2 protein-coding genes (1 of these 2 cut by a window edge) are annotated in these 23,225 nt (G+C 74.2%); both read right to left on the bottom strand.

What is annotated here, in order from left to right; genetic code table 11:
- Positions 1-20: 20 nt before the first annotated feature.
- Positions 21-365: a hypothetical protein gene (locus AMETH_RS10445; RefSeq protein WP_017981397.1), complete on the bottom strand. Its 345-nt coding sequence runs from the start codon at positions 363-365 to the stop codon at positions 21-23.
- Positions 365-23,225, bottom strand: partial view of an EndoU domain-containing protein gene (locus AMETH_RS10440; RefSeq protein ID WP_156131646.1) — the 3' portion only. It continues 21,200 nt past the right edge of the window; 22,861 of the gene's 44,061 nt are visible here — the last part of the coding sequence; the start codon falls outside the window, past its right edge — the gene reads right to left on this strand; the stop codon is at positions 365-367. Before AMETH_RS10440 ends, AMETH_RS10445 begins: the two co-directional genes overlap by 1 nt.

The raw sequence follows: 23,225 nt of genomic DNA, 5'->3' as shown, positions 1-23,225 counted from the left end.
TCCTCTTCGTCGATCCCGGGTCAGAACCGGACTTCTTCGATGTCGTCGTCGTTCGCGCCGTCCGGCGGGTGCACGAGCGTGAAGTCTGGCAGCCGGTCCCGCAGTAGCGGGGCCGGGGTCGAGATCGGCTCGAACCCGACCCCCTCGGGCACCCAGGTGCGCGAGATGTGGATGCCGAAGCGGCAGAAGCCGCAGGAGAACTGGGCGTACCCGGTCCGGTCGTCCTCGTCGGCCACGAACACCAGCCGCAGCTCGTGGTGCCCGCAGTTCGGGCACGCCAGGTCGAGCCGCTCGGGCAGCGCCTCGTAGTAGTCACCATAGGCGCGCTGCCAGTCGGCGTAGGAAGCACGCTGCTCGCCCGCCATCAGCCGTTCCGTTCCTGGTTGAGGGGGTGGTCCTGCCACCACCGCTTGTCGGCGGCGTGCGCCTCGTCCTCCCACGCCTGCCATTCCGCGGCCGTCTCCTGGCGATGCCAGCCCTTGCGTTCCATCTGCGCCACGTGGACGAGCTCATGGTACAGAGTGCGGGCCAGGATCTCCTCGTTGACGAACGCCTGCGGTGTGATCTCGACCCGCGCCCCGCGGCCGGCCGGCAGTGTCTCGCCGTACATGCCGCGCTTGGCCTTGTTGACGACGACCTTGGCCTTCGGGTGCACCTGGATCCCGTACTTCTCGGCGACGAGGCGGATGTTGTCGGCCGTCACCTTGAGCTTGCCGCTCTCCCAGTAGTCGAACCGCGGGTCGAGCCGCTCGGCGGGCCAGGGTCGCGGCTTGGCGCCGCCGTCTTCGAGCCGGAGCAGCCGGTCCGCCGCACCCGGCCCGCTCAGGTCCAGCTCGTGGCGGGTGTACCCGGTGAACAGGTCGTCGGCGCCGAGGCGGTCCAGCTCGTCGGGGGTCAGGCGGGACAGCCCGGTGACGTCCAGCTCGGCCGTGACCCGGAAGTACCGCAGCTCGCCGCTGCCCAGCTGGGCGCGGATCGCGGGCAGGTGGGGGGCCTTGGGGCCGCCCTCGGCGGCCATCGCGTCGAGTGCGGCGAGCACGTGCCGCCGGGGGTCGCCGACGGTGGATTCGACCGCGGCCACCGGGCCCGCCCCCTCGACCACCACGTAGCGCCCGTCGCGGTCGCGGTGGATCTGGGTCAGAGTCCCCGCCGTTTCCGGCACGTCCACCCGCGTGAGCGGGCCCCGGCCTGCGGTCGCGTACTCGCCGCGCAGCTGGCCCGCGGCGCGCCGGAGGGCGAGTACGCCGAGCTGGTCGTCGAGCTCGGCGACCCCGTCCGCCGGGGACGCGGGCGGTTCGCCGTGGATCAGCGGCGAACCGCGCTCGAGCAGGGCGTGCGCGAACACCGGGATGGTCGGTTCCACGGTCAGGCCGGGGATCCGCAGCCGGATCTCGCCGTTCTCGGCGCGGACCGGCGTCACGGCGCGGTAGACCCCGGACTGGATCTCCGGCATCGAAGCCAGCAGCGGCATCCCGGCGTCCGCGAGCCGGGGAAGCAGGTCCTCGAGGAACGCGGTGGCGTCCGCCTCGCCTGCGACCGGCTGCCGGACGCGGAGACCGGTCACCCCCGCCAGCACCGCCGCGACCTCGCCCGGCTCCGCCAGGTACCTGGTGTGCACGAGATCTTCCGCGATCAGGGCACTCTCCACCGCGAGCATCCACCGCGGGCTCCGCTGCGCCCCGGGGCGGGTGGGCAGCAGGAACTCGTTCGGCACGACCAGTTCGCGGACCCCGGAGGGCGAGGACAGCCGGACCAGGTGGTCGCCGGTGGGCAGCTCGGTCACCAGGTTCGAAACCAGTCCGGGCTGCGCCGCCGCCACCGCGCGCAGCACCTCGAAGGCTGTCGGGGACCGCATCTGGCCGGAGCTCAGCTGCTGCGGGTCCAGCGTCTCGAACACGGGCCGGTCGACCGGGGCCCACGCCCGGTCGCCGGTGTCCTCGCCCCAGGCCTCGCGCCGGTGCACCACCGGGTACGGGTTGGCGGGGTGCCGCGGGTCCTCGCGCGGGAGGACCGAGTCGGCCAGCTCGGCGAAGGCGCGGTGCACGAGCACCATGCCGGTCCGGTCGGTCTGGTAGAAGAACTCGTGGTCGGCCAGCAGGGCCGTCATCGCGGGGTCGTCGCCGTGTTCCCGCAAGAACACGGCCCTGGCCTCGGCGCGGTCGGCGGCCAGCCGCGTGGCCGGGTCACCCCGCACGAGCAGGTCGACCGCCGGGACCCGGCCCCGCGCCGCGAGCGGCTCGTACCGGGAGAGGTCGACGACGCCGCCGGAAGTGCGTGGCAGGCCGTGCGCGCGGACCAGGCGGGCCAGGACGGGAGCCTGCGCGTCGAGCGCGGCCAGCACGTCCTCCGCGGGGCGCAGCGGCTCACCCGCCGGCCACGGGGACGTGACGTCCAGCTCGGGTTCGGGGCGGGCGTCCGCGACGAACGCGCCCAGGCCGCGGTCCCAGTCCGCCGCGAGTGCGCGCTCGAGCGCGGCCGCCGGCTCCAGGTCCGGGTGCTCCTGGACGGCGAGGGCTTCGCGGTTGGCCAGCCCGCGCCGCAGCAGCGCCTCGTCACCGCGGTTCACGAAGTGCGAGGCGAGGAGTTGCCGCCTCGCGCGCGGATCGGTCATCGCGTCGTAGGTGCTCCGCACAGCGGCGGGCAACGCCGACGGGTCCGCCCCAGTAGTGGCGAGCGACCGGGCGAGCTCGATCCACTCGTGCGCCTCGTCGTCGGCGGCGGCGCGGACGTACTCGGCGGTCGGCGGCAGCTGGCTCAGCGGGCTCGGCTTCGTCCCGGGCAGCGGCACCGGCCTGCCCTCCCCGTCGAGCACCAGGACGTCGATCCCGTGCGGCGCGGGCAGGCCGGGCCCCGGCGTCCGGTCCTTCGTCCAGAACAGCACCTTCTCCACGAGGGCGGGGCGCGTGTAGGGCAGCAGGTAGTACCCCAGGGTGAGGTCGTCGACGAGGTTCACCGCGTCCACGACCCCGTCGCCGATCCGGCCGGCGATCTCGCCCGCGGTCAGCCGCCGGATCCGGGGCTGCCTGCCGCTGATCACCTCGTCGGTGAGCCAGTGGATGGTCCCGCGGTGGTTGACCGCGACGACCGCGGCGTGCGGACCATCCGGGTCGTCGTCGTGCCGGTGGACGATGTGCGCGATCGCGCCGGGCCGGTCCTGCAACGCGGCCTCCACGAGTGTGTAGCCGCGCGCGGCCGTGTCCAAGGTGTAGGCCCGGAACCGCGCCCCGGTGACCAGTTCCTCGCGCCCGGCCGCGCCGAGCTCCGAGCCGAACGGTTCGCCGTCCCGGATCCCGCGGAAGGTCACGAGCGCGGGGAGTTTCGGGATGCCGAGCTGGAAGATCGAGCGCACCGCGAGGAACACCTCGAACGACGAGGTGCCCGGCCGCCACAGGAACTTCTGCCACACCTTGGGCGCCTGCTGCCTGGCCGGGGCCTCGCCCCTGCCGAGCATGGCCTTCTCCAGGTCGGCGAGGTCGGCGGAGGCGGGCCTGCGCAGACCGTCGGGCTGGTCGTAGGGCGCGACCTCGCCAGGGGTGCCCGCCGGGTCATGGACCGAGTTCAGCAGCGAGGCCAGCAGCGGCTGGGTCTCGGTGAGGCGGCTCCGCTGCCCGGGCGTGAGGTTCTTCTTGTCGATCTCCTTGAGCACGCGCCGGATCCAGTCGTAGTCCGACATCGTCGCGTCGTCGTAGTGCCGGGGCGCGGCCGGATCGATGGTCGTGGGCAGCGTGCCGAGGCCGGTTTCCCACCGCTGCGTGAGCAGCGCGCCGAGGGAGCGGTGCTCCCACTTCTCCGCCAGGTTCCGCAGGTGCTGGATCGCCCGCACGAACACCTCGGGGTGCTCGGCCGCGTCGATCACGTCGGCCATCGCCCGCAGTTCGAGCCGGGCCGGGCGGTCGGCCGCGAGCGAGTAGTAGACCGCGGCGGCCTCCGGCGGGAAGGACGCCGGCGGGTCGAGCACGTTCCGGCCGTCCAGCTCCGCCTGCCGGTAGCGGTCGGCGCGAGCGGCCCACTCCCCGCGCTCCTCAGCGGACATCGCGTCGAGGTAGGGCCCCGCGGGAGTCCGCGTGTTGACCGGCGACAGCGGCCGGCCGTCGATCACCACCGCGGGCGCCTCCATCGTCCCGCCATTGTGGACGATGACGTCGATGGCGTACACGCCGTCCGCGTGGCGGTACAGCGGTTCGGATGCGGTTTCGCCGCGCGCCGGGTCGAGGTGGACCAGCGGCCCGGCGTTCTCGCTCGCGACGGCGGTGACGTAGGGGTCACGCCCTTCCCGGTGCAGCACGACGTAGGCGAACGCCCTGCCCGTGGTGTGCGCCAGCGTGGTCGCCAGGTCGCGGTACGCGCGGTCGATCGCGGCGGCCGCGTCCTCGGGCCGCTCGCCGCGGGTGTCGACGAGGCGCTGGAACCGCCCGCCGCGGTCGGCGATGCGCCCCAGGCCGTCGCGTTCACCGCCACGGGGCCGGGAGAGGTCGCCGTCGGTGAAACCGTCGACCGTGCGCCGGGCCGCGGCGTCGACCTGCATGACGTGCGAGCGGTCGCGGATCCAGTAGTCGTGCAGGACCATCGCCGCGTCGGCGTCGGCGAGCGCTCCCGCCGGGTCGGCGTGCCACGGCGCGAGCAGCCGGGCGGCGCGGACGAGGTCGTCCACGCCCTGCAGCGGCGCTGTGCGCAGAGCCTCCGCCGCCACGGCGAACTGCGACTCGGGAGCGGTCACCAGGCCCCCGCGCTCACCCAGCACGCGGGTGACGCGGGCGGGCGCGAAGGGTTGCTCCCCCGTCGGCGCCGCGGGCCGGACCGCGCCGGTGACCATGTTGTTGGCGCGCCACTGCTCCTCGGGGAGTTCCTGCCGCTGGTCGGCGGGCAGCTCGCCCAGCAGGACCTCGCGGGCCGCGAGGTCGCGGCGGTGGTGGCCCTCGGCGATCATCGCTCGGGTCAGCGGTCGCAGGTGCGCTTCCGCGATGCGGTCGAAGTCCCGGCCCGCGGGCAGGTCGATCTCGAGGGCGCGGGCCTCGGCCACCACGCCGCCGGCGAGTGCCGCGTTCCCCTCGATGAGGCCGGCGGCCTCCTGAGCGGCGATGACGTCGAGGGTGAGCAGGCGACCGGCCAGCTCGGCGTCGACGGCGGTCGCGGGGTCCGGGCCGCGCAGCTGACCGCGCCGCAGGCGCTGCAGCCGTGACTCCTGGTTCCGCTCGTGCCGGGCACGGCCGAGCTGGCCGGCGAGTTCACGCGCGGCCTGCTCGCGCGGGGTGCCCAGGTGCAGCTCGAGCTTGATCACCGGGCCTTGTCCGGGGGCGGCGAACGCGACCACCGGGCGGAGGCCGGCGTGCTGCGCGCGGTCGGTGTAGTCGACGGTGACCGGGGCGCCCGCGAGGTCCACCTGCGGTGTGCCGTCCACCGTCCGGATGGTCAGCTCGGGCACAACGTCGGCGAGGGTGCGCAACGCGGCGAGCACTTCCGCACGGTCCGTTTCGAATGCCGACGTGGCCTCCCCGTCCGTGGCGGCGAGGAGCGCGTCGAATTCGGCGGCGGCGTCGGCCACCACCCCGTGCACGAGGGGGTCACCCGGGTTGAGCAGCGCCGCGAACTCGGTGATCGACAGCGGGCCCCCGGGGCCGGGGACGTCGACCCTGATCTCGCCGTCGACCCGCACCGGTGTGGCCGGCACGTACTCGCCGCCGCGCACCGAGGCCATCACCGGGACTCGCGCGTCGGCGAGCCGCGGCAGCAACTGCTCCAGTACCTCGGCCACGCGGGCCGGCCCGGGCAGCCGCCGGACCGTCACCGGCAGGTTCCCGGCCGCCGCGAGGACGCGCGCGACGTGCTCGGCGCTGCCCACCGCGTCGACGTCCATCAGGCCCCGGGCGATGAACGCGCCTTCCGCGGCGAGCATCCAGCGCGGGCTCTCCGGTGTGCCGGGCGCGAACGGCACCAGGAACTCGTTCGGCACCACGTGAGTCACCTCGGCGCCCGGCACGACCGCGCCGCGGTCGCGCGACACCTGCCGCGAGCGGACGACGTGGTCGCCGGTGCCGGGGATCTCGCTGACCAGACCGCCGCGCACGTGCTCCGGCCGCACCGCGGCGACCGCCCGCAACACCTGGTAGGCGACCCGGCTGCGCATCTGGTCCGGCCTGGCCGCGTGCGGGTCCACGTCGTCGAAGGCCGGGCGGGTGCTCGCGGCCCAGGTCCGCGCCGACGTGTCCTCGCCCCGCAGCGCCGGTCGGTGCACGAGCCGTGCCAGGCTGGCCGGGTGGCGCGGGTCCGCACGGGAGACCCCGGCGGCGTCGAGCACGTCCGCGAACGCCTGGTGCACCAGCGCGACCCCGGTCTTGTCCGCGTTGTGGACGAACGCGTGGTCGTCGAGCAGGTCCAGCAGGACCGGGTTCGCCGGGTTTTTCCGGACGAACTCCTCCCGCGCAGCGGCGGGTTCGGTGGCGGTCAGCGCCGCGACGGCGTCACGGGCCACACGCGGCTGGTACACCCCGAGTTCGACCACGCCACTGGCGGTGCGCGGCAGGCCCTGGTCGCGGACCAGCTCGGCGAGCGCCGGGTGCGCCTCGGCGAGGGGGCGCAACTGCTCCTGCGTCGGCCACAACGTCCTGCCCTCGTCCGCGGGCCGCGCGAACGGGTCGTACAGGCGCCCGATCTCGAGGGCGCCCAGCTCGGCCTCCCACTGGTCGGCAAGCACGTCGTCCAGGGTGAGGCCACGGTGGTCGGCCGCGGCCTGGAAACCCCGCACCGCGCGCTCCAACGCGGGCCCATCGGTGCCGAGCACGTCGGCGAGCGCGTGCATCTGCAGCATCGCCCGCCCGTCGAACAGCCGGGCGTAGGGCAGGCGGACCGCCTCGGAGGGCGCCGAGCCGAGCTGCCTCTCCAGCCGCAGCCGGCGGGCGAGCCAGGCGTCGTACGCGCGCTGCGGCAGTTCGTCGAGGTAGCGCTGGGTCGGCGGCCGGGTGCTGATCTCCGACGTCGGGTACCCGTTGACCGGCAGTGGGCCGCTCGCGCTGTAGACGACGACGTCGATCGCCACCACGCCGTCCTCGTCGCCGTAGGCGGGCGGCCTGTCGTCCGAACGCCCCCGAACCGGGTCGAGGAACCGCACTCGGTCGTCCTCGTTCGCGATCGCGGTGACGTAGGGGGCGCCGGACTCGCGGTGCAGGACCAGGTAGGCGAACCCGCGTCCGCCTTCCCGGCGGAGCATGTCCGCCAGGATCCGGTGCTGCAGGTCGATCGCCGAGGTGCGTCTGCTCCCGGACATCCCCTCCACGTTGAGCACGCGCTGGAAACGCCCGCCCCGGTCCTCGATCCGGCCCACGTCGACGGTGCCGGGTGTGGCTGTCCGCGCCGCGACGTCGATCCCGGCGCCGGCCCAGTAGTCGTGCAGCACCATCGCGGCCTCGGCGAGGTCCGCCCGGCCGGGGGCCGAACCGGCGAGCAGCAGCACGGCCCGGTCCAGGTTGAAGAGCCCGGCCGGTTCGTCACGGCCGTCCACGGAGCCGCCCCTGCTCAGGGCGGCGCGGGCGATCGCGACGTCCGCGTCGGTGGCGGGCGTCAGTTCGGCGGGGCGGGTCCGGTGCGCCGGGACGAGATCGACACCCGCGACCTCGACGGGGGCCAAACGCCGTGGCAGCCCGGGGTGGCGCTCCTGTCCGGGCCCGGTGAGCAACGCCTGGGTCAGCGGGTGCAGGTGGGCCTGCGCGATGAGGTTCCAGTCGCGGCCGGGCGGCAGTGCGGCCGCGATCTCGGTCGCCAGGTCCGCGACCGCGGTGGTCCGGAACTCGTACCCTGCCCGGCCTGCCGCCTCGGCCTGCTGCCGTGCGACCGCGTCGAGGGCGAGCAGACGCCCGGCGAGCGGCGCGTCGATCGCGGCCGGGTCCTCCCGTCTGCCGCGCAGCGGGCGCCACGGCCGGTTCGCCTCGGTCAGTTCGTGCCGGGCGCGGCCGAGCTGCTCGGCCAGGAGCCGCACGGCCGTGTCGCGTGGAGTAGCCGAGGGCAGGCGCACCAGGATGCTCGGGTTCTTCTTCGGGTTCCCGGCGACCGGGCTGTTCAGCGGCGGTTGGCCGGTGAACTCGATCTTGACGGGCACCTCGCCGAGGTGGGTGTCGTACTGCCCGTGGTTGCCCCAGGGCCGGACGCCGAGGCCGGGAACCACGTTGCGGAGCGTCTCGAGTGCGAGGAACGCCTCGCGCCGGTCGGTCAGGCGGTGCTCAGCGTCGCGCCGATGGGCGGAGCCGGTTCCCCAGTCCGCCGGACCAGGAGCACCGACCACCCCTCCCGGCGCGCCAAGGGGGACGGGAACTCCACCGTCAGCACCTCCCAGGCGCGCCCAGTTCCCGAGTCGGTCAGGGTCGTCCCCGGTTCGATCGGCTCCCCGTCCTCCCGGCCCATCACCCGGATTCCCGGGAAGGCCACCAGGTCGTCCACTTTGGTCACCCGGAACGTCGTCATTCACGCCTCCTTCGGTGTGGAAGAGGTACTCGACGGCCTCTTCGTCGGGGTCGGTGTCCGGGAGCTGGTCCGGTTCCACGACCGGCGGGCGCGAGCCGCGGCCGTGCAGGCGGTCCACCGCCGCGTCGCCGTGGGCTTCGGCGTTCGCTTCGAGCTGGTCGACGATGGAGCGGACCGGGCGGATGCCCAGCTTCAGCTGACCGGAGTGCGCGAGCTCGTGGCCCAGCACGCGGACGAGGGTGTCGATCGACTCGAACGCTTCGGGGGCCAGCCAGATCTCACGACCTCCCAGGTGGGTGGGCGTCAGTCCCTTGTGGCCCTCCTCCCGCATCATCCGGAGCACCTCGGTGTCGGTGACGACGTGGATCATCACGCCGGTCGCGTCCAGGCCGGCCTGCGCCGCCGCCCAGCGGGCGGTGTCGGCCGACGGTTCGAGCGGGCCGGCCGGCAGAGCGGGAGCCGCGGTGCCGGGATCGGTCCCCTCGCCGAGGTGTTCCTCGATCGCGGCGCGAACCTCACGCTGCGACAGGGTGCGGCCGGTGCCCCACAGTTCGTGGGCCCGGTTCAGCTTGGCCGTCAACTCGGCGACCAGCGCCGCGCGGCGCTGCTCCGGGACCGACGGATCGGCGTAGGCCTCAGTGAACCGCACGGCGTCCACCAGCGCGGACTTGATCTGGAAGAACTCGCGGTACCGCGGCAGGTCCGCTTCCCAGCCCGCGATCGCGTCGGCGGGCATCTCGGCGGCCCAGCGCCGGACGAGCCGCGCCTCCTCGGCCTCGGTGTAGTGCATGAGGTGCAGGTGGGCGGCGAGGTCGGCGACCGGGTCACCGTAGAGCGCCAGCTCCCAGTCCAGGAAGGCGGTGTCACGCTCGCGCACGAGGAGCTTGCCGCGGTGCAAGTCCATGTGCAGCAGGCCGAACGGGCGGCGGCTCAGCTCGTGCCAGCTGTCCCTCACCCCGTACAGCGGATCATCCGGCACGGCGAACGCGCGCAGCAGATCGCCGTGCTCCTCGGCCGCCTGCGCGTGCACGGTCTCGGTCAGGTCTGACAACCGCCGCGCGAAGGTGGTCGTGTCCCCGTTGGCGGCCCAGCCTTCGGGTATCCCCGGGAGTTCCGCGGCCGCCAGATCCGCCGCTTCCGAGAACAGGTGCACGATGTCCTCGATCACGCGGTCCGGCACGGCCTCGCCCTCGGCCAGCAACCGCCCGCTCTCGAAGGCCTGCACCTGGTTGCCGCCGAGCGACTGCCACATCGCGGGTACGCCCGGCAGCACCGTGCCGAACCCGGGCCGGTTCGGGCGCAGCATCGCGAGCAGGTCCGCCTCGTGCCAGATGCGCATGTCCACGTAGGACGCGCCAGGGATCGGGATGCGCACGTTGACGCGGCCGAACCCGGTGTCGACGAGCACGTTGCGGTTGTATTGCCCCTCGGCGCCCGGCTGGTTGTGCGCGAGCGCGATCACTGCCTGGCCCCACAGCTCGCGCAGTTCCTGGTGCTCGGCGTCGCGGTCGGACGGGTGGACGCCCTGCTCGCGCATCTGCGCTTCGAGCCGGGCCAGGAGGTCCGCGGCCTCGGCCCTGGCCAGCGCCGGTGGCTGGTTCTCGCGCACGTGCCGGTCGAGGTCGTCCCACGTCCACTTGTCCGGCAGCTGGTCGGCACGGACGCCGTGGTGCACGAACACCTCGGTGGCCGACTTCGTCTCCGGGGCCAGCACCTCGCGCAGGATCTCGACCGTCTTGGGGTCGTACCACTGCGCCGCCTCGGCGAACTCCAGCAGGTCGAGCATCTGCCCGCGGCTGTAGTCGGCGGCCTTGCGCGCGAAGAACTGGGCCAGCTGGTCGCGGTCCTCCGACATGACCGCGCCGTCGTAGGAGTAGCGCCAGCGGAACTGCTCGCTCTTGAGGAAGTCGCCGCGCCGGAACCAGCTCGCCGAGATCACGTTGACCAGCGTCGACACCACGCCCGAGGCGACCTGCATGACCATGTTGCGCACGCTCGGGTCGGGCGGCGGCGGATCACCGGGCTTCGCCGGTTCCGGCGGCGGCCGCAGCACCTCGGTGACGCCGCGGTTGACCAGGCTGCCGACGTTGCCCGGCCCCAGCTCGTTGAGCATGAGGTCCATCGCGCCGGGGACACCGGTCGGGCCGTGGTGGTAGACCGCCACGACGCGGGCGATGCGGTCCAGCGCCTCCTCGGCGTTCTCGCCGACGACGAGGAAGTGCGAGTCGATGGCACTGGCCAGCACCCGGGTCGGCTCGCCGGGGATCCCGCTCACGAACCGGAAGATCAGCTGCTGCCGGTGCATGCCGCGGAGCTTGGCCCACAGCTCCTTGGGCCCGGGGCGGCGGACCTTGTCGATGTGCAGCACGAGTTCGCCGTTGCCGTAGCGCAGGACCTTGGCCAGGTGCTTGACGCGCTGGACCATCTCGCCGCTTTCGCGCATGCGGTCCAGGTCTGCGAACAGCGTCCCGGGCTCCGGCAGCTCCGGGCCACGCCGGTCGAGGATCTCGCGCGCCTTCGCACCCAGGACGGGGTCGTCCGCGTACTCGGCGAGTTTCTCGCGCAGCAGGCCGTCCACGCGGCGGATGTCGGTGGCGAGCGCGAAGGCCCAGTCGTCCATGGCCCGCGCGGTCGCCGCCTGGGTGCTCAGTTCCTTCTGCAGGCGCGCGGAAAGCCGTTCGATGCCGTTGCGCGCGGTGACCATCCGCATCGCGCCGTCCAGCGTCCGCTGGCTCGCTTCGGTCGCGGACTGGCCGGCCGCGGCCGTGTTGCCCTGCTGGAGGCTGACGGCCGCGCTCACGGCGCCGCTGCCGACCGCCTTGCCGAACGCCGCGATCGCCAGCTGGCGGATCTCCCGGCGGTGCATGAACTGCTCTCGCTCGATGACGTCGTCGACGTGCCGGTGCATCCACATCTTGAGGTCGTCGATCGAGACCCGCGCGTCGTCGGTGGCCCACTGGGACGGCAGCAGGGTGACGAACTCGCGGACGTCGGTGTTGCCGCGCTTGTACACCGCGAGGTGGGTCGTCATCGGGGAGATCGCGCCGGGCAGCTCGTCGGCGAGGCCGAGCTTGATCCGCAGCTCGCCCGGGATCTTCGGGGTGCGCAGCCGCGGCTCGGCCCGGATGCGCACGGTCAGGCCGTTGCCCTCGTCGATCGCCCTGGCGATCTCGTCGACGGTGAGCTCCTCGCCGTCGTCCTTGCGCTTGGCGACCGGCTTCGCGACGGCCTCGGCCTCGTCGGCCTTCCGCTTCGCGGCGGGCACGGCTTCCTCGGCGGTCCGGACGTCGGCGCGGGCCTGCGTGACTTCGTTGGTCAGCGCGGCGATCTCGTCCGCGGGCGCGCCCTTCTTGCGGGCCTTGGTCAGCTCCTCAACCGCCTTGGTGGCCTTCTTCTTCGCCGCCACGACGGCCCTCTTCTTGGCTTCGTAGTCGGCCTTCGCCGCGTCGGCGGCGACCTCCTCGGCCGTGAGCAGGCGGGCCGCCTTCACGCCGGGGAAGACCTCCGCCCTGGCCACCATCTCGTCGGCGGCGCGCACCAGCATCTCGGCCGGGTCGTCCGGCGCCATCTCGCGGTCGGGGCGGGCGGGCAGGTGCCGCTCGATCTCGGCCGCGACCCCCTTGCTCACCGCGTCCGCGGCGCCCATGAGCCGCAGGGACGTGCCGGCCATGCCGATCCGGGCGGTCGCGCCGATCAGGGCCTGGAAACCCTGGCGCTCCCGGACCGCGTCCTCCCACAGCTTGCGGGCCAGCGCGTTGTACCTGAAGTTCAGGTAGCGCGAGGACATGAACCCGAAGCGCGAGCCGGCGCTGCCCACCACCAGCGGGCCAATCAGTTCCAGGCTTCCCGCGCTGACGTTGAACGCGGTGGTGATCACGCCCTCGACCGGCAGCGTGGTGAAGTTCTCCCGCGCCAGCGAGCCGAGCGTGGGCTGGATCCACAGCTGCGTGCCCTTGGTGACGACGTCGACCAACTGCTCCGAGATCGCCGCGCGGATCGCGTCGTCGCCGCCGTGGAAGGTGTTCGGCGAGACGCCGATCCAGTACCGCTGCTCGCTGGTCGGCACGTGGCCGCCCTTGAGGACCTGGTAGGACCGCGGCAGTCCGCCGGTCACCAGCGACACCTTGAGCGTCTCCCCGGTGGGCAGCTTGAGCGACAGGGTGCCGGCGTCACGCACCTTCCGGGCGCCCGCGTCGTTCGCGGCGATGCCCTCGTCGGACCAGCTCACCTCCGTCATCTCACGGAACGTCTTGCGCAGGCCGTCGTTGTGCAGCAACGACTCCGGGAACGCCTTGGCGGCCAGCTGCTCGGCCAGCTCGGCGCCGATCCGCGTCATCCGCTGCTGCAGGTCGTTCACCTCGTCGCCGGAGAGCACGGTCAGCGGCTCGGGCGCGGCCGCCTCCGGCACCGTGTTGTGCGTCAGTTCCGCCAGCGGCTGCAGGGTCTGGGCGGTGTCGTGCGCGCCCTGCTGCAGCGACACCGCGGTCGGCCCGATTCCGCCGCGCATGATGAACGCCCGCAGGCGCCGCATCTCGTTGGCTGCCTCGGTCTGTTTGCCCATCGACGTGTAGTAGGCGGCCGGCGCGATCAGACCGGTCCAGGCGAAGTAGGCCCCGCGCGCGATGAGGTAGGTGCTGCTGATCCCGGCGCCGAGGCCCAGCGACGCGAGGGTGCCCACCGCGACACCGGCGGCGCTGCCCATCTGCACCAGCAACGTGGTGCGGGCCTCGACCCCGAGCGTCGGCAGCTGCGACCGGTACCCGGCCACCTGCTCCACCAGCAGCTTCTCGAGATCGGCCCGGACATCGGCCCGGTCGGCGTCCGGCCGCACGGCGACGACGAGCTGACCGCCGTCCACCCACTCGAGCGGCACCATCGCCGGCATCCGCAGATCGACGCCCTCGGTCGGGTCGCTGCCGTGTTCGGCGATGAACGCGTCCAGGTCCGCCTGGGTCCCGATAGCCGTGCCGTGGTGCTCCTCGATCCAGTCGGCCTTGGCGCGCAGGCGGAATTCCGCCGCGAGCGGGTGGTCGCCCGACTCGATCTGCGCCAGCGACGGGCCGACCCTGCCCTGCAGCGTGAAGCCGGACCGGAACACCCGGCCACCCGGCACCTTGTCCGTGCCGGACATCCAGGTGATCTTGACGACGTTGTGGAACGTCGGCTCGGCCGCGGCGACCGCGTCCGGCGGTTCCTGCTCGTCGACCGGCGTGTACAGCGACTCGATCGCGAACTCGGTCGACTGGCGGGCCCGGATGCTGTAGAGCCGGTCGTCCAGCACACCCTTGCGGTTCCGGTCGCCGAACCCGCCCTCGGTGAGTTCCTCGAAGAGGTAGGCGAGACCGCGCGCGGGGTGCTCGTCCGCCGTCCGCAGAGCGCCCAGCAGCATGAGGCTGCGCGGGTCGCGCACCCGGCCGCGGAAGTCCTTGTGCGTCAGGATGACGTCCTCGAGCAGCTTCGCCCGCTGGTGGCTGCGCTGGATGGCGGCGTTGAGCCCCAGGCCGTGGTCCTTGCCGTCGGCAGTGCCGTTGAGCAGGCGCCGCAGCTCCTCCTCGATCGCGCTCAGCTCCGCGACGGCCTGCCGCACGACCGGGTCCGCCGAGTCGGCCAGGTCCGCGAAGTCGCTCGCGCGCCAGCCCTCCCGGCCGGCTCCCGGCAGGGTGGCCACGACGCGCTCACGATCTTCGAGCAGGCCCACCAGCTGCTCCACCGTGGCCTTGTCGCGCTCGGTCAGGTTCGCCGCTGTCAGCTTGTCCCCGCGTAACGGGTTGGCGCGGAACAGGCGCTGACCGTCGTCGGCGGCGTCGATGCCCTCGCCCGGCGCGGCGAGCCGCTGGAACTGCCCGTGGACCTCGTCCAGGGACGCCGCTTCGCGCGTCAGCTCGGCCAGCGCGCGCTCGAACGGCCTGCGCAGTTCGTCGGCGCGCCGCAGTGCCTGGCCGAGGTCGGCGCGGGCGGTTTCGACGTAGGTTTCGGCGGTGGCGGAGGTGATCGCCTCGCCGTCCAGTTCGGGCAGGCGCGGCGACGTGCCGTTCTCGCGGGCCTCGGCCTCGGCGGCGCGGGCCTGTTCGGCCGTCTCCGCCCACAACGCGAGCCGGGTCATCCGGAAGTTGACCTCGGCCAGCTGGACCTGGTGGTCCTCCCAACGCGACCGCACCAGTTCCAGCACACCGGCGAGGCGGCGGTACCGGTGCGTCAGCACGGTTTCGAGCTGGGGCTCCCCGGTCTCGTGCCGCGGCAGGAGTTCGGCGACCTGGTTCGCCAGCCCGGCGACCCGCGGCCCGATCACCTCGATCATCCCGGCGAGGGCTTCGGCCAGCTCCTCGGCCTGCTCGGTCGCCGCCGGGTCGCCGTCGAGGCGCTGCTGGACCTCGGCCAGCGCCGCCCAGCCGCGCTGCTGCGCGCCTACGAGCTTGGCCAGCTCCGCGAGTCCGGTGTGGACGGCGCGATCGGCGGCGAAGTCGCCTTCCGGCACGTGGTCCGCGGCGTCCGGGTCGTGCTGCGGCGTGCCGAGCGCGACCAGCTCGGCGGCGACCTCAGCGAAGCGCTCCATGAGCGCGGCATCCGAGGTCCGCCCAGCCCGCCACTCGGTGAGGTCCGGGCCGAGCGCAGGCAGCGCGGCGGCGATGTTCTCGGCCACGCGCGCCGGCATCCGCCCGGCGCCGTTCCCGCCGTCGGCGTACCGGTCGAGCAGTGCCCGGACGTCCTCGACGAGCTGGGCCCGCCGGTCCGGCGGCAGCAGGGCGCCCGCGGTCCGCCCGACGAGCTCGGCGGTGATGTCCAGCCGCGCGAAGCCCTCGGTCACGGCGGCGCCCGGGATCTGCCCGGTCAGCCACGCGGCGAAGTCCGGGCCGTGGGTGTGCAGTGCGGCGCCGATCCGCTCGGCCGCGCCTGCCGGCGCCCGCCCGTCGCCGTCCTCGCCGTGGAAGAACCGGTCGAGCAGGGCCTCGACGTCCTGGCGGAGCCGGGTCTGCTCGGCCTGCGGCAGCCGGGCGATCTCCGCCCGCGCGGCCGTGGTGAAGTCGGTTTCGGCCCCGGGCAGGAGCGCGGCCGCGCGCAGACCGTCGGGCATGCTGTGGAACGCGTCGCCGATCACGGCCGGGTGCGCCTCGGCGAACTCGCGCCGCTGCGGCCCGGTCACCAGGTGGTCGCCCAGCACCAGGAGCGCGGCGACCTCGCGCAGGCGCAGCAGGTCCGTTGTGGACAGATCGGCCGGGATTCCGGCACGCCGCAACCAGGCCTGGAACTCGTCCTCGGTGCCAGAGCGGAACCCGAACCACGGCATCGCGTCCGCGAGCGACCGCGGAGCGGGGCTGCTGACGGGCAGCGCGCCCGCCACCCGCAGCGCGGCCTCCTCGTCGCCGGTGCTCCACCGCTCGACGATCTGTTCGAGGTAGTCGGCGCCGTGCGCCAGCGCGACCTGGAGCGCCTGGGGCAGGTTGTCCCCGAACCGCGCGTGCAGCGCAGGCAGATCGACCGTCTGGGTGAGCAGGCCGTAGGCGTTGTCCCCGGCGGCCACGGCGGCGCGCACCAGGTCGATGGGCACCGCCGGGGCGGGCCGCGCCGTGACCGGCGCCGTCTGCGTGCCCTGCCAGACCGGATCCAGGTAGTTGAAGGTGAACGCGTCCACGACGCCACCGCGGCTCCGCGGCGAGACCTGGTGGTGCCCGGTGTCGGGCGGCGGCACCGGCGAGGGCCGCGTGGCGAGGACCTCCCGCGTGCGCGTGCTCAGGCGCCCGGCCTTGACCTCTTCGAAATCGAGTCCCGGCGGCAGGTCCCGCTGGAGCTCCCGCTCCAGCTGCAGCATCTCGCTCAACGCCGTCGTCGGGGCCTGGCTCTGCTCCCGCTGGTGGGCCATCACCTCCAGCATCGCCAGCCGCCCGGCGAGATCGGCGGGCAACGGCACGCGATCGCGCCCCCGCAGGCCGGAGAACAACCGGGAGCGCTCGGCCTGCACCTCCTGCCAGGCACGGGCCGCGTGGTAGGCGATCTCCCTGGCGGCGTCCACCGGGGACCCGTCGGCGATCCTGATCCGGGCCGTGGGCCGTCCGTCCACTTCGGTCACTTCGCCCGACGTGGTCCACCCGGCGACGCGGGTGACCACGACCGGCAGGTCCCCGGCCACCAGCCGCACCTCGCCCGCGGTCGCGTCCTCGACCCGGACGCCCGGCAGCACGGCGCCGGCGATCTGGGCAGGCGGGGTCAGGTCCTTCCCGTGCTGCTTGACACCGGTCACCAGCACCTGCCCGGTTTCGGGCTCGGCCCCAGCGTCGTAGCCGTGCCGGCGCAGGACCTCCGCGATGCGCTCGCCGTCCGCGTCGCGTCCGGTCACGATGTCGATGAACGAGCCGGACGGCAGCGCGTCGGCGATCCGGCCCAGCGTGTTGTCGTCGAGTTCGCTCGGCCGCCAATGCAGGAGCCGGACCTCGGCCTGCGCGTGCGGCTCGCGGTGGGTGGTGCCGGAGTGCGCGGCCAGGCGCTCCCGCGCGTGAGCGAGCTTGGCCGGATCGGCGTCCGCAGACTGCTCGAGGCGTCGGATGGCCTCCGTGTAGACCGCGGCGTGCCCGGCGGCGTCGGTGTTCTCCTTGATCGCGCGCACGATGACCCGGTTCGTGCCGTCGACGGTGATGCCCGAGGCGCCGAGGGTGACGAGGGTTTCCACGAGGTCCGCCAGGTGCGGTTTGCCCTTCCTGCCATCGGTGACGATGGTCAGCCACCCGCCATCGCGCAGCGACTCGAAGGCGTTCGCGAGCGCGCCGATGGAATCCCCGGTGAACGCGGGTGCGTCCAAGTTCTCGAAGAGCACCTCCGAGTAGTGGCCGGCAGGCAGCGTGACGGTGGCGAGATCGCCGAGCACATGGGGCCGGGCGCCGGGGTCGATGTTGACCGAGATGTCGTCCGGTCCGAGCGCCGGCATGCCGTCCGCCCGGCCGCCGCCGACCACCAGCCGCGGGCCCGGCTCCGCGGGGAACGTCACCGCGTGCCGGCGCTGGTGGGTGGCCACCAGCCGCGTCCCGCCGGCGTCACTCGTGACGACCACGTCGGCGAACCACTCGCGCAACGCGGACTCGGTCTCCTCGGCCAGCGAGCCGTCCCCGGGCGGTACCTCGATCACGGCGCGGCCGTCGGCGTAGAGCAGGTTCGCCAGGCGGCGAACCGTCGAGGTGACGCCGCCGTTGTCCGCGTCGCGCACCATCTCGCGAAGGACGACCTCGTCGAACCGGCCTGCGTCCCGCGCCAGCGGCAGACCGTCCGGGCTGGCCGCGGCGAGGGTGCGTGGCGCCTCGGCACGCCACGGGAGCACCGGTCCCGGCGCGGGGGACGTGGTCACCTCGTAGCGCCCGCCGGCGGCGGTGGCGAGAGCGTCGAGGCCGGCCGCGCCGACGGCCGCGATGTCGCTGACGGTGGGGAACCCGGCAGCGCCGAACCCGGTGCCGGCCGCCCGCAGCACCGCACCGGCCCGGTCGATCTCCGCGTCCAGCGCGTCGGCGAACGCGCCGACGTCGCTCATGTGGTGCTGCTGCGCCAGCGCCTGCGGGACCTCCTCGTCGCCCTCGGCCAGTGCCGCCCGGAGCTGTCCGCGCGTCTCCGCCAGGATCGCGTGGCGGGTGGCGAGCACCCGCAGGACGTCCTCGGCGTCGGCCCGGCCGGTGCGGTCCTCCCACGGCCGCGCGGCAGGATCGGACAGGTTGACCGCCGTGACGGACGAGGCCATCAGCCGGTTCACGGCGAACCCGGCCGCGCGCAGCGACCGGGCGAGCGCGGCGGTGTCGGCGCCGGGCCCGGTCCGGATCTCCAGCGACGAGCCCGTCGGCAGGGCTTCCCCGAGCTGTCGTGCCACGTCCGCGGTGAGCGACTCGTGGTCCCAGCGCTCCAGCCGCAGCCGGACCGGGCCCGGCGAGGGGGCACGCCCGCGGGCCTCGGCGGCGTGCCGGGTGTGCGCGGTGCGGGCGTGCTCGAGCATGTCACGCAACCGCGCGTCGTCGCCCCGCTCCAGTGCCGCCTCGATGCGGGCGATCGCCTCCGCGTACACCTGGGCATAGCCGGCCGCATCGTAGGGGCCCTTGACCATGTCGGCCGCGACGGTGTCGAGCCAGAGCCCGGAGAACGTCAGCTCGGTCGCGCCGAGCGCCACGGCGTTCGCGACCAGATCACCGAGGTGGGCTGCCAGATCCGCGCCGGATTCGATCGTGACGTGGCCGCCTTCGGGCAGGGCGTCCATGGCGTCGGCCAGCGCGCCGATCGCCGGGCCGGTGACGGCGCCGGCCCGCACGCCGTCGAAGTGGACGAACGTGAACTCGCCGCGCGGCAGATCGGTGACCGTCACGTCGGTGCCGACCGCCACGTCACCCGCGCCGAGCGCGGTCCGGCCGCCGCCGATCACCACGCGCGGGCCATCCGGGCGGACGGGGTCGACGGGGCGGGGGCGCTTGGCCCAGCCGACGACCCGGCCGCGGCCCCACTCCCTGTCGTACTCGACGCCGACCTCGCCGAAGTACCAGTGCACGGCCTGCCGGACGGTGTCGCGGTCGACGTCACCCCCGATGTCGACGACGACGCGCCCGTCGTGGCGCACCGCGCGCCACGCGGCGTGCAGGGCCTCCGCGACACCGCCGTCGTGCGGGTCCCGCGCGAGTTCACGCAGCAGCACCTCGGGGGCGGGCCCGGCCTGCGGGTCGAGGGCCGTCGCGTCCAGCACGAGCTGCTCCGGGTTGGGCGGCACGGGCTCGACCGCGGCCGGACGGCCGGTGATGGTCAGGTCGCGGTACGCGGTCCAATCGCCGATGGCGCGCAGGACGTCCTCGCCCGGCACCACGTCGACGCCGTGGCCCAACCGCGCACCGGGCGCTGCGACGTCCACGATCTGGCGCGGTGTTGGGTAGCCGGTGGTACCGAACTCACGCTCCGCGCCGGCGAGGAGGAGGGCGTCGGCCTCGTCGACGATGCGCCGCAACTGCCTCGCGGAAACCGGGCCGTTGCGGATCTCGCGGTCGAGCGGCCCCCCGTACCGGAGCGCGGCGACCGCCGCGTCACGCAGGGCGCGCAGTTCGGCCAGCGCGCGAGCCGCGGACTCGCGGCCGCTCACCGGGTGCCAGTCGTACCCGGCCACGGCCAGGTCCACACCCCGGTCCCCGGACACCTCGTGCGTCACGTGGGTCAGCCCGTCCCGGCGGTAGACCTCGTGCTCCAGGAACGCGGCCCGGGCGGAGGCCGCGCCCCGGTACGGGTCGCCGGCGGCGCCGGGATAGGCGTGCTCCGCCCACCGAGTACCGTGGGGCTCGCGGTGCAGCCGGATCTCGAAGACGCTCTCCGGCGCGGATCCGGCGCGCACCGTGAAGGTCAGCGTGACCGTGTCCCGGCCGTCGCCGTGCGCCGTCGCGACGTCCCGCAGTTCGACACCCCGGCTGAGGTGGTTGACGGGAGGGAACCAGCGGCGCGCGGTCTCCGCGATGTCCGGCGCCCACTGCCCCCGGTGCGGGAAGAACCCGGCGATGCCCGGGGGCCGCTCGCCCGGCGGCGGGGGCGGCGGCACCTCCGGTTCGCGCGGGCCGGGCGGGTCGTCGCGTTTGGTGCCGCCCAGCACGATCTGGTCCGTGCCGATCGCCTCCGTCACGTTCACCCCGGCCGTTTCGAGGTACAGGGCGATCTCGGACATCGACGCGGCGATCGAAGTGCTGACGCGGATCTTCGACCGCGGCGGCAGCGCGTCGGCGAGCCCGCTGATCGTCTCGCCGGTCAGGTCGGTGTTGCGCCAGTGGACGAGCTCCAGCGTCGTCGGGATCCGCCAGGACAGCCCGGGTTCGCCGGCGAGCGCGTCGACGCGCTCGCGCGCGTGGGCCAGCGCCCTGCTCAGTTCCGGCGGAGCGCCGGCGTCCGCCGCGCCCGCTCCTTCCAGGCGGCGCACCGCTTCGGCGTAGACGCGGGCGAGCGCGGCGGGGTCGTCCTCCCCCTTGCGCGCCGTGATGACGACGCCGTCGTCCCCGTTCGCGGTGATCCGGACGGCCCCCGCCGCGGTGAACGCGCGCACCAGGTCCGGCAGGTGCCGCGCGGTGGAGACGCTGCTCGTGATCGTCAGCGTGCCACCGTCGGGCAGTGCGCTCATCGCGTTGGCCACGGCCGCGATCGCCGGGCCGGTGAACGCGCTGGGCGGCAGGCCGTCGAAATGGATGTGGCCGAAGCTGCCCGCGGGCACCGTGGCCGCGATGTCGTCCCCGGCCACCAGCACGGCGCCGGTCGGCGGTTCGGGCGGCGCCGGCCGTCCACGCGGCATACGGGCGACGAGGTGCGGCGTGCCGCCGGGCGGGGTCACCAGTTCGACGCGGGCGAACCAGGTGCGCAGGCTCGCGCTCAACTCGGTCACGTGCTCCGCCGCGTCGGCAGGCACCTGGACGACGAGCCTGCCGTCGGCGGTGAGCAGGTCCCTGGCCTCGCGCACGTGGCGTCCGAAGCCGCCGGTCCGCTCGTGCCGGGGCATCCGGCCGAGGGTGATCTCGCCGTAGGCGGTGTCGCGCCGCTGCAGCGGCAGGTCCTCCGCCGAGGCCAGGGTGAGGCCGGTGACCGCCTCGGGACGCCACGCCACCTCGGTCACCGGGGCCGTGAGGTCCCGGCGCAGGTGGAGGGTGCCGGGTTCGGTCAGCGCGGCGTGCCCCGGCGCTCCGAGCGCGGCGATCTCCCGCGGGGTCGGGTAGTCGCTGCTCGCGTACTCGTTCGCCCGCGCGCGGTCGACGATGTCCTGGACGGCCGCCGCCTGGTCCTCGAGCAGGGTCCGCAGGGCCTCGGCGTCCGTGGCGCCGTAGCGGCGGACCAGCCCCTCGACGGCTCCGCGCGCGCCGAGTGCCGTCGACCGGTCCAGGCGGGCGAGATCGTCCTGCAGGGCTTCGGCTTTCGCGGCGAGGTAGCCGATCACGGCCCGCGCCTGGTCCTTGCCGCTGCGCGGCGCCCACCCGTCCCCGCCGAGCGCCCGGCGCACCCGGTCGTCGCCGGTCGCTTCGTCGTCCACCGCGGACACGCCCCAGCCGGCGTAGCGCGCGCGCAGGAACTCGTCGAGGGCGGCGCCGGACGGTCCGCGGGACATGTGGCGCTGTGCCGTCAGGACGTCGCCTTCGCGCCGGAAGCCGTACACCACCGAGCCGCCGTCGGAGGTCTCGAAACGCACGACGGCGAAGTCCCCGTTGGACATGGCCGCCACCGCGGAGGCGCCGGCACCTGCGAAGTCCACACCGGACAGCACATCGTTGAACCCGGCGATGAGCCGTTCCCTGGTCGCGTCCTCGTCCACCGCGGTGCGCAGCACACCCAGTGGCGAACTGTCCGCAGTGGACCCTGGCATCACCTCGGGAAGGTGCTGCTGCGCCAGCCGGAGCGCGATGCCGACGCGCAGCGACCGCTGGTTCGGCTCCTCCGGCATCGGGGGCAGGTTCACCGTCGGCACGCCCTGGGCGTCCGGACCGAACAGGCGCGGGGTCGTCGATCCGGGCACGACGCTCACCCGCAGAGTCACGGTGGCACCATCGGCACCGGTGAACGACCACACCCCGTCGGCGATTTCGGTCCCCTGGCGGTTGCCGTCGCCCATCCAGGCGGCGACGGTGTCGTGGAACCCGGCCCGCGGGTCGGCGACCTGCTGGGTGTTCCACGCCGAACCGAGCGCGACCGAGCGTCGCTGTCCGGGCTCGCCGCCCGGGGTGGATCCAGGCGCCGTGTGGTAGGCGGTCCCCTGCCCCAGCTGGCCACCAGGGTCCCGGGCGGTCCGCGGCGCCGGGATCGGCTCGCCAGCCGGGTCGCCGGTGACCGGCGGAGCGGCCTCGCGGGTCGCGGTCCGGGCGGCAGCGCGCGCCTCGGCGGCGGGCTCCGGCGCCCGGCCGGTGTGTGCTGCGAGCTTCTCCCGGTCGCCTTCCCGCAGGTTCTCGGCGACCCTGGTGGCCAGGCTGGTCCGCTCGGCCGGGGAGGCGAGTTCGGGCTGGCGAGCGACGCGGTCGAGGGCGTCCAGCCCGCGCCGGACGCGGCCCCACTCAAGCTGGGTGCCGTCGCCGTAGCCGGTCGACGCGATCTCCGTGCGCTGCGCCCGCTGCGGCGCGCCGCCCTCGTACCGGCTGTGCCGCGGCGCCGCGAACCGGTCGAGGGAACGCAACCTCGCCCACGCCCCGCGCGCCAGGTAGATGGTGGGGCCGGCGAGCGCGAACACGCCGGTGGCCGCGAGCACCACCGGGTTGGTGGTGATCATCGACGCGCCGATCGCCGTCAGCGCGCTCTGCGCGAAGAACATCGCGCCGGGGCCGAGCTTCGCGCCGACGCGGCCTTCCTTGCGCTCGATGCGGAACCCGAACCGGGACAACGCCGCGGTCGCGGCTGTGAGGCTCGTCCCGACGACGGCGTTGAGCCACTGGCCCTCGGCGATGTACTGCACGGTGAGCCCGGCGTTCGCGATCGTCAGCAACGGGAACGCGAGCAGGTTCTGCAGCTTCCGCATGCCCGGACGGGCGACCGGGTCGTACTGCGCCCAGATGCCGGGCACCGCGGTGATCGCGAACAGGATCGACGAGGGCAGGTAGGCCCACGACACCCACGCGGCCAGGCCGACGCCGACGATGCCCTGGTACAGCTGGTTCAAGGCGTTCACGATCCAGGTCGCCGCCGTCGCCACGTGCGTCCCGCGGCCGAACCAGCCCGCCGTCGGGTTCATCCGGTTGATCGAGTCGGCGGTGCCGCCCACGATCCGGTTCACGTAGTCCTTCAGACGCGAGAACAGCATGTTCGCCCACACGCGGCGGCTC

The organism is Amycolatopsis methanolica 239, assembly GCF_000739085.1.
Taxonomy (GTDB): domain Bacteria; phylum Actinomycetota; class Actinomycetes; order Mycobacteriales; family Pseudonocardiaceae; genus Amycolatopsis_E; species Amycolatopsis_E methanolica.
Note: the sequence above shows the minus strand (reverse complement) of the source record. Positions and strands in the feature narration are given on the sequence as shown.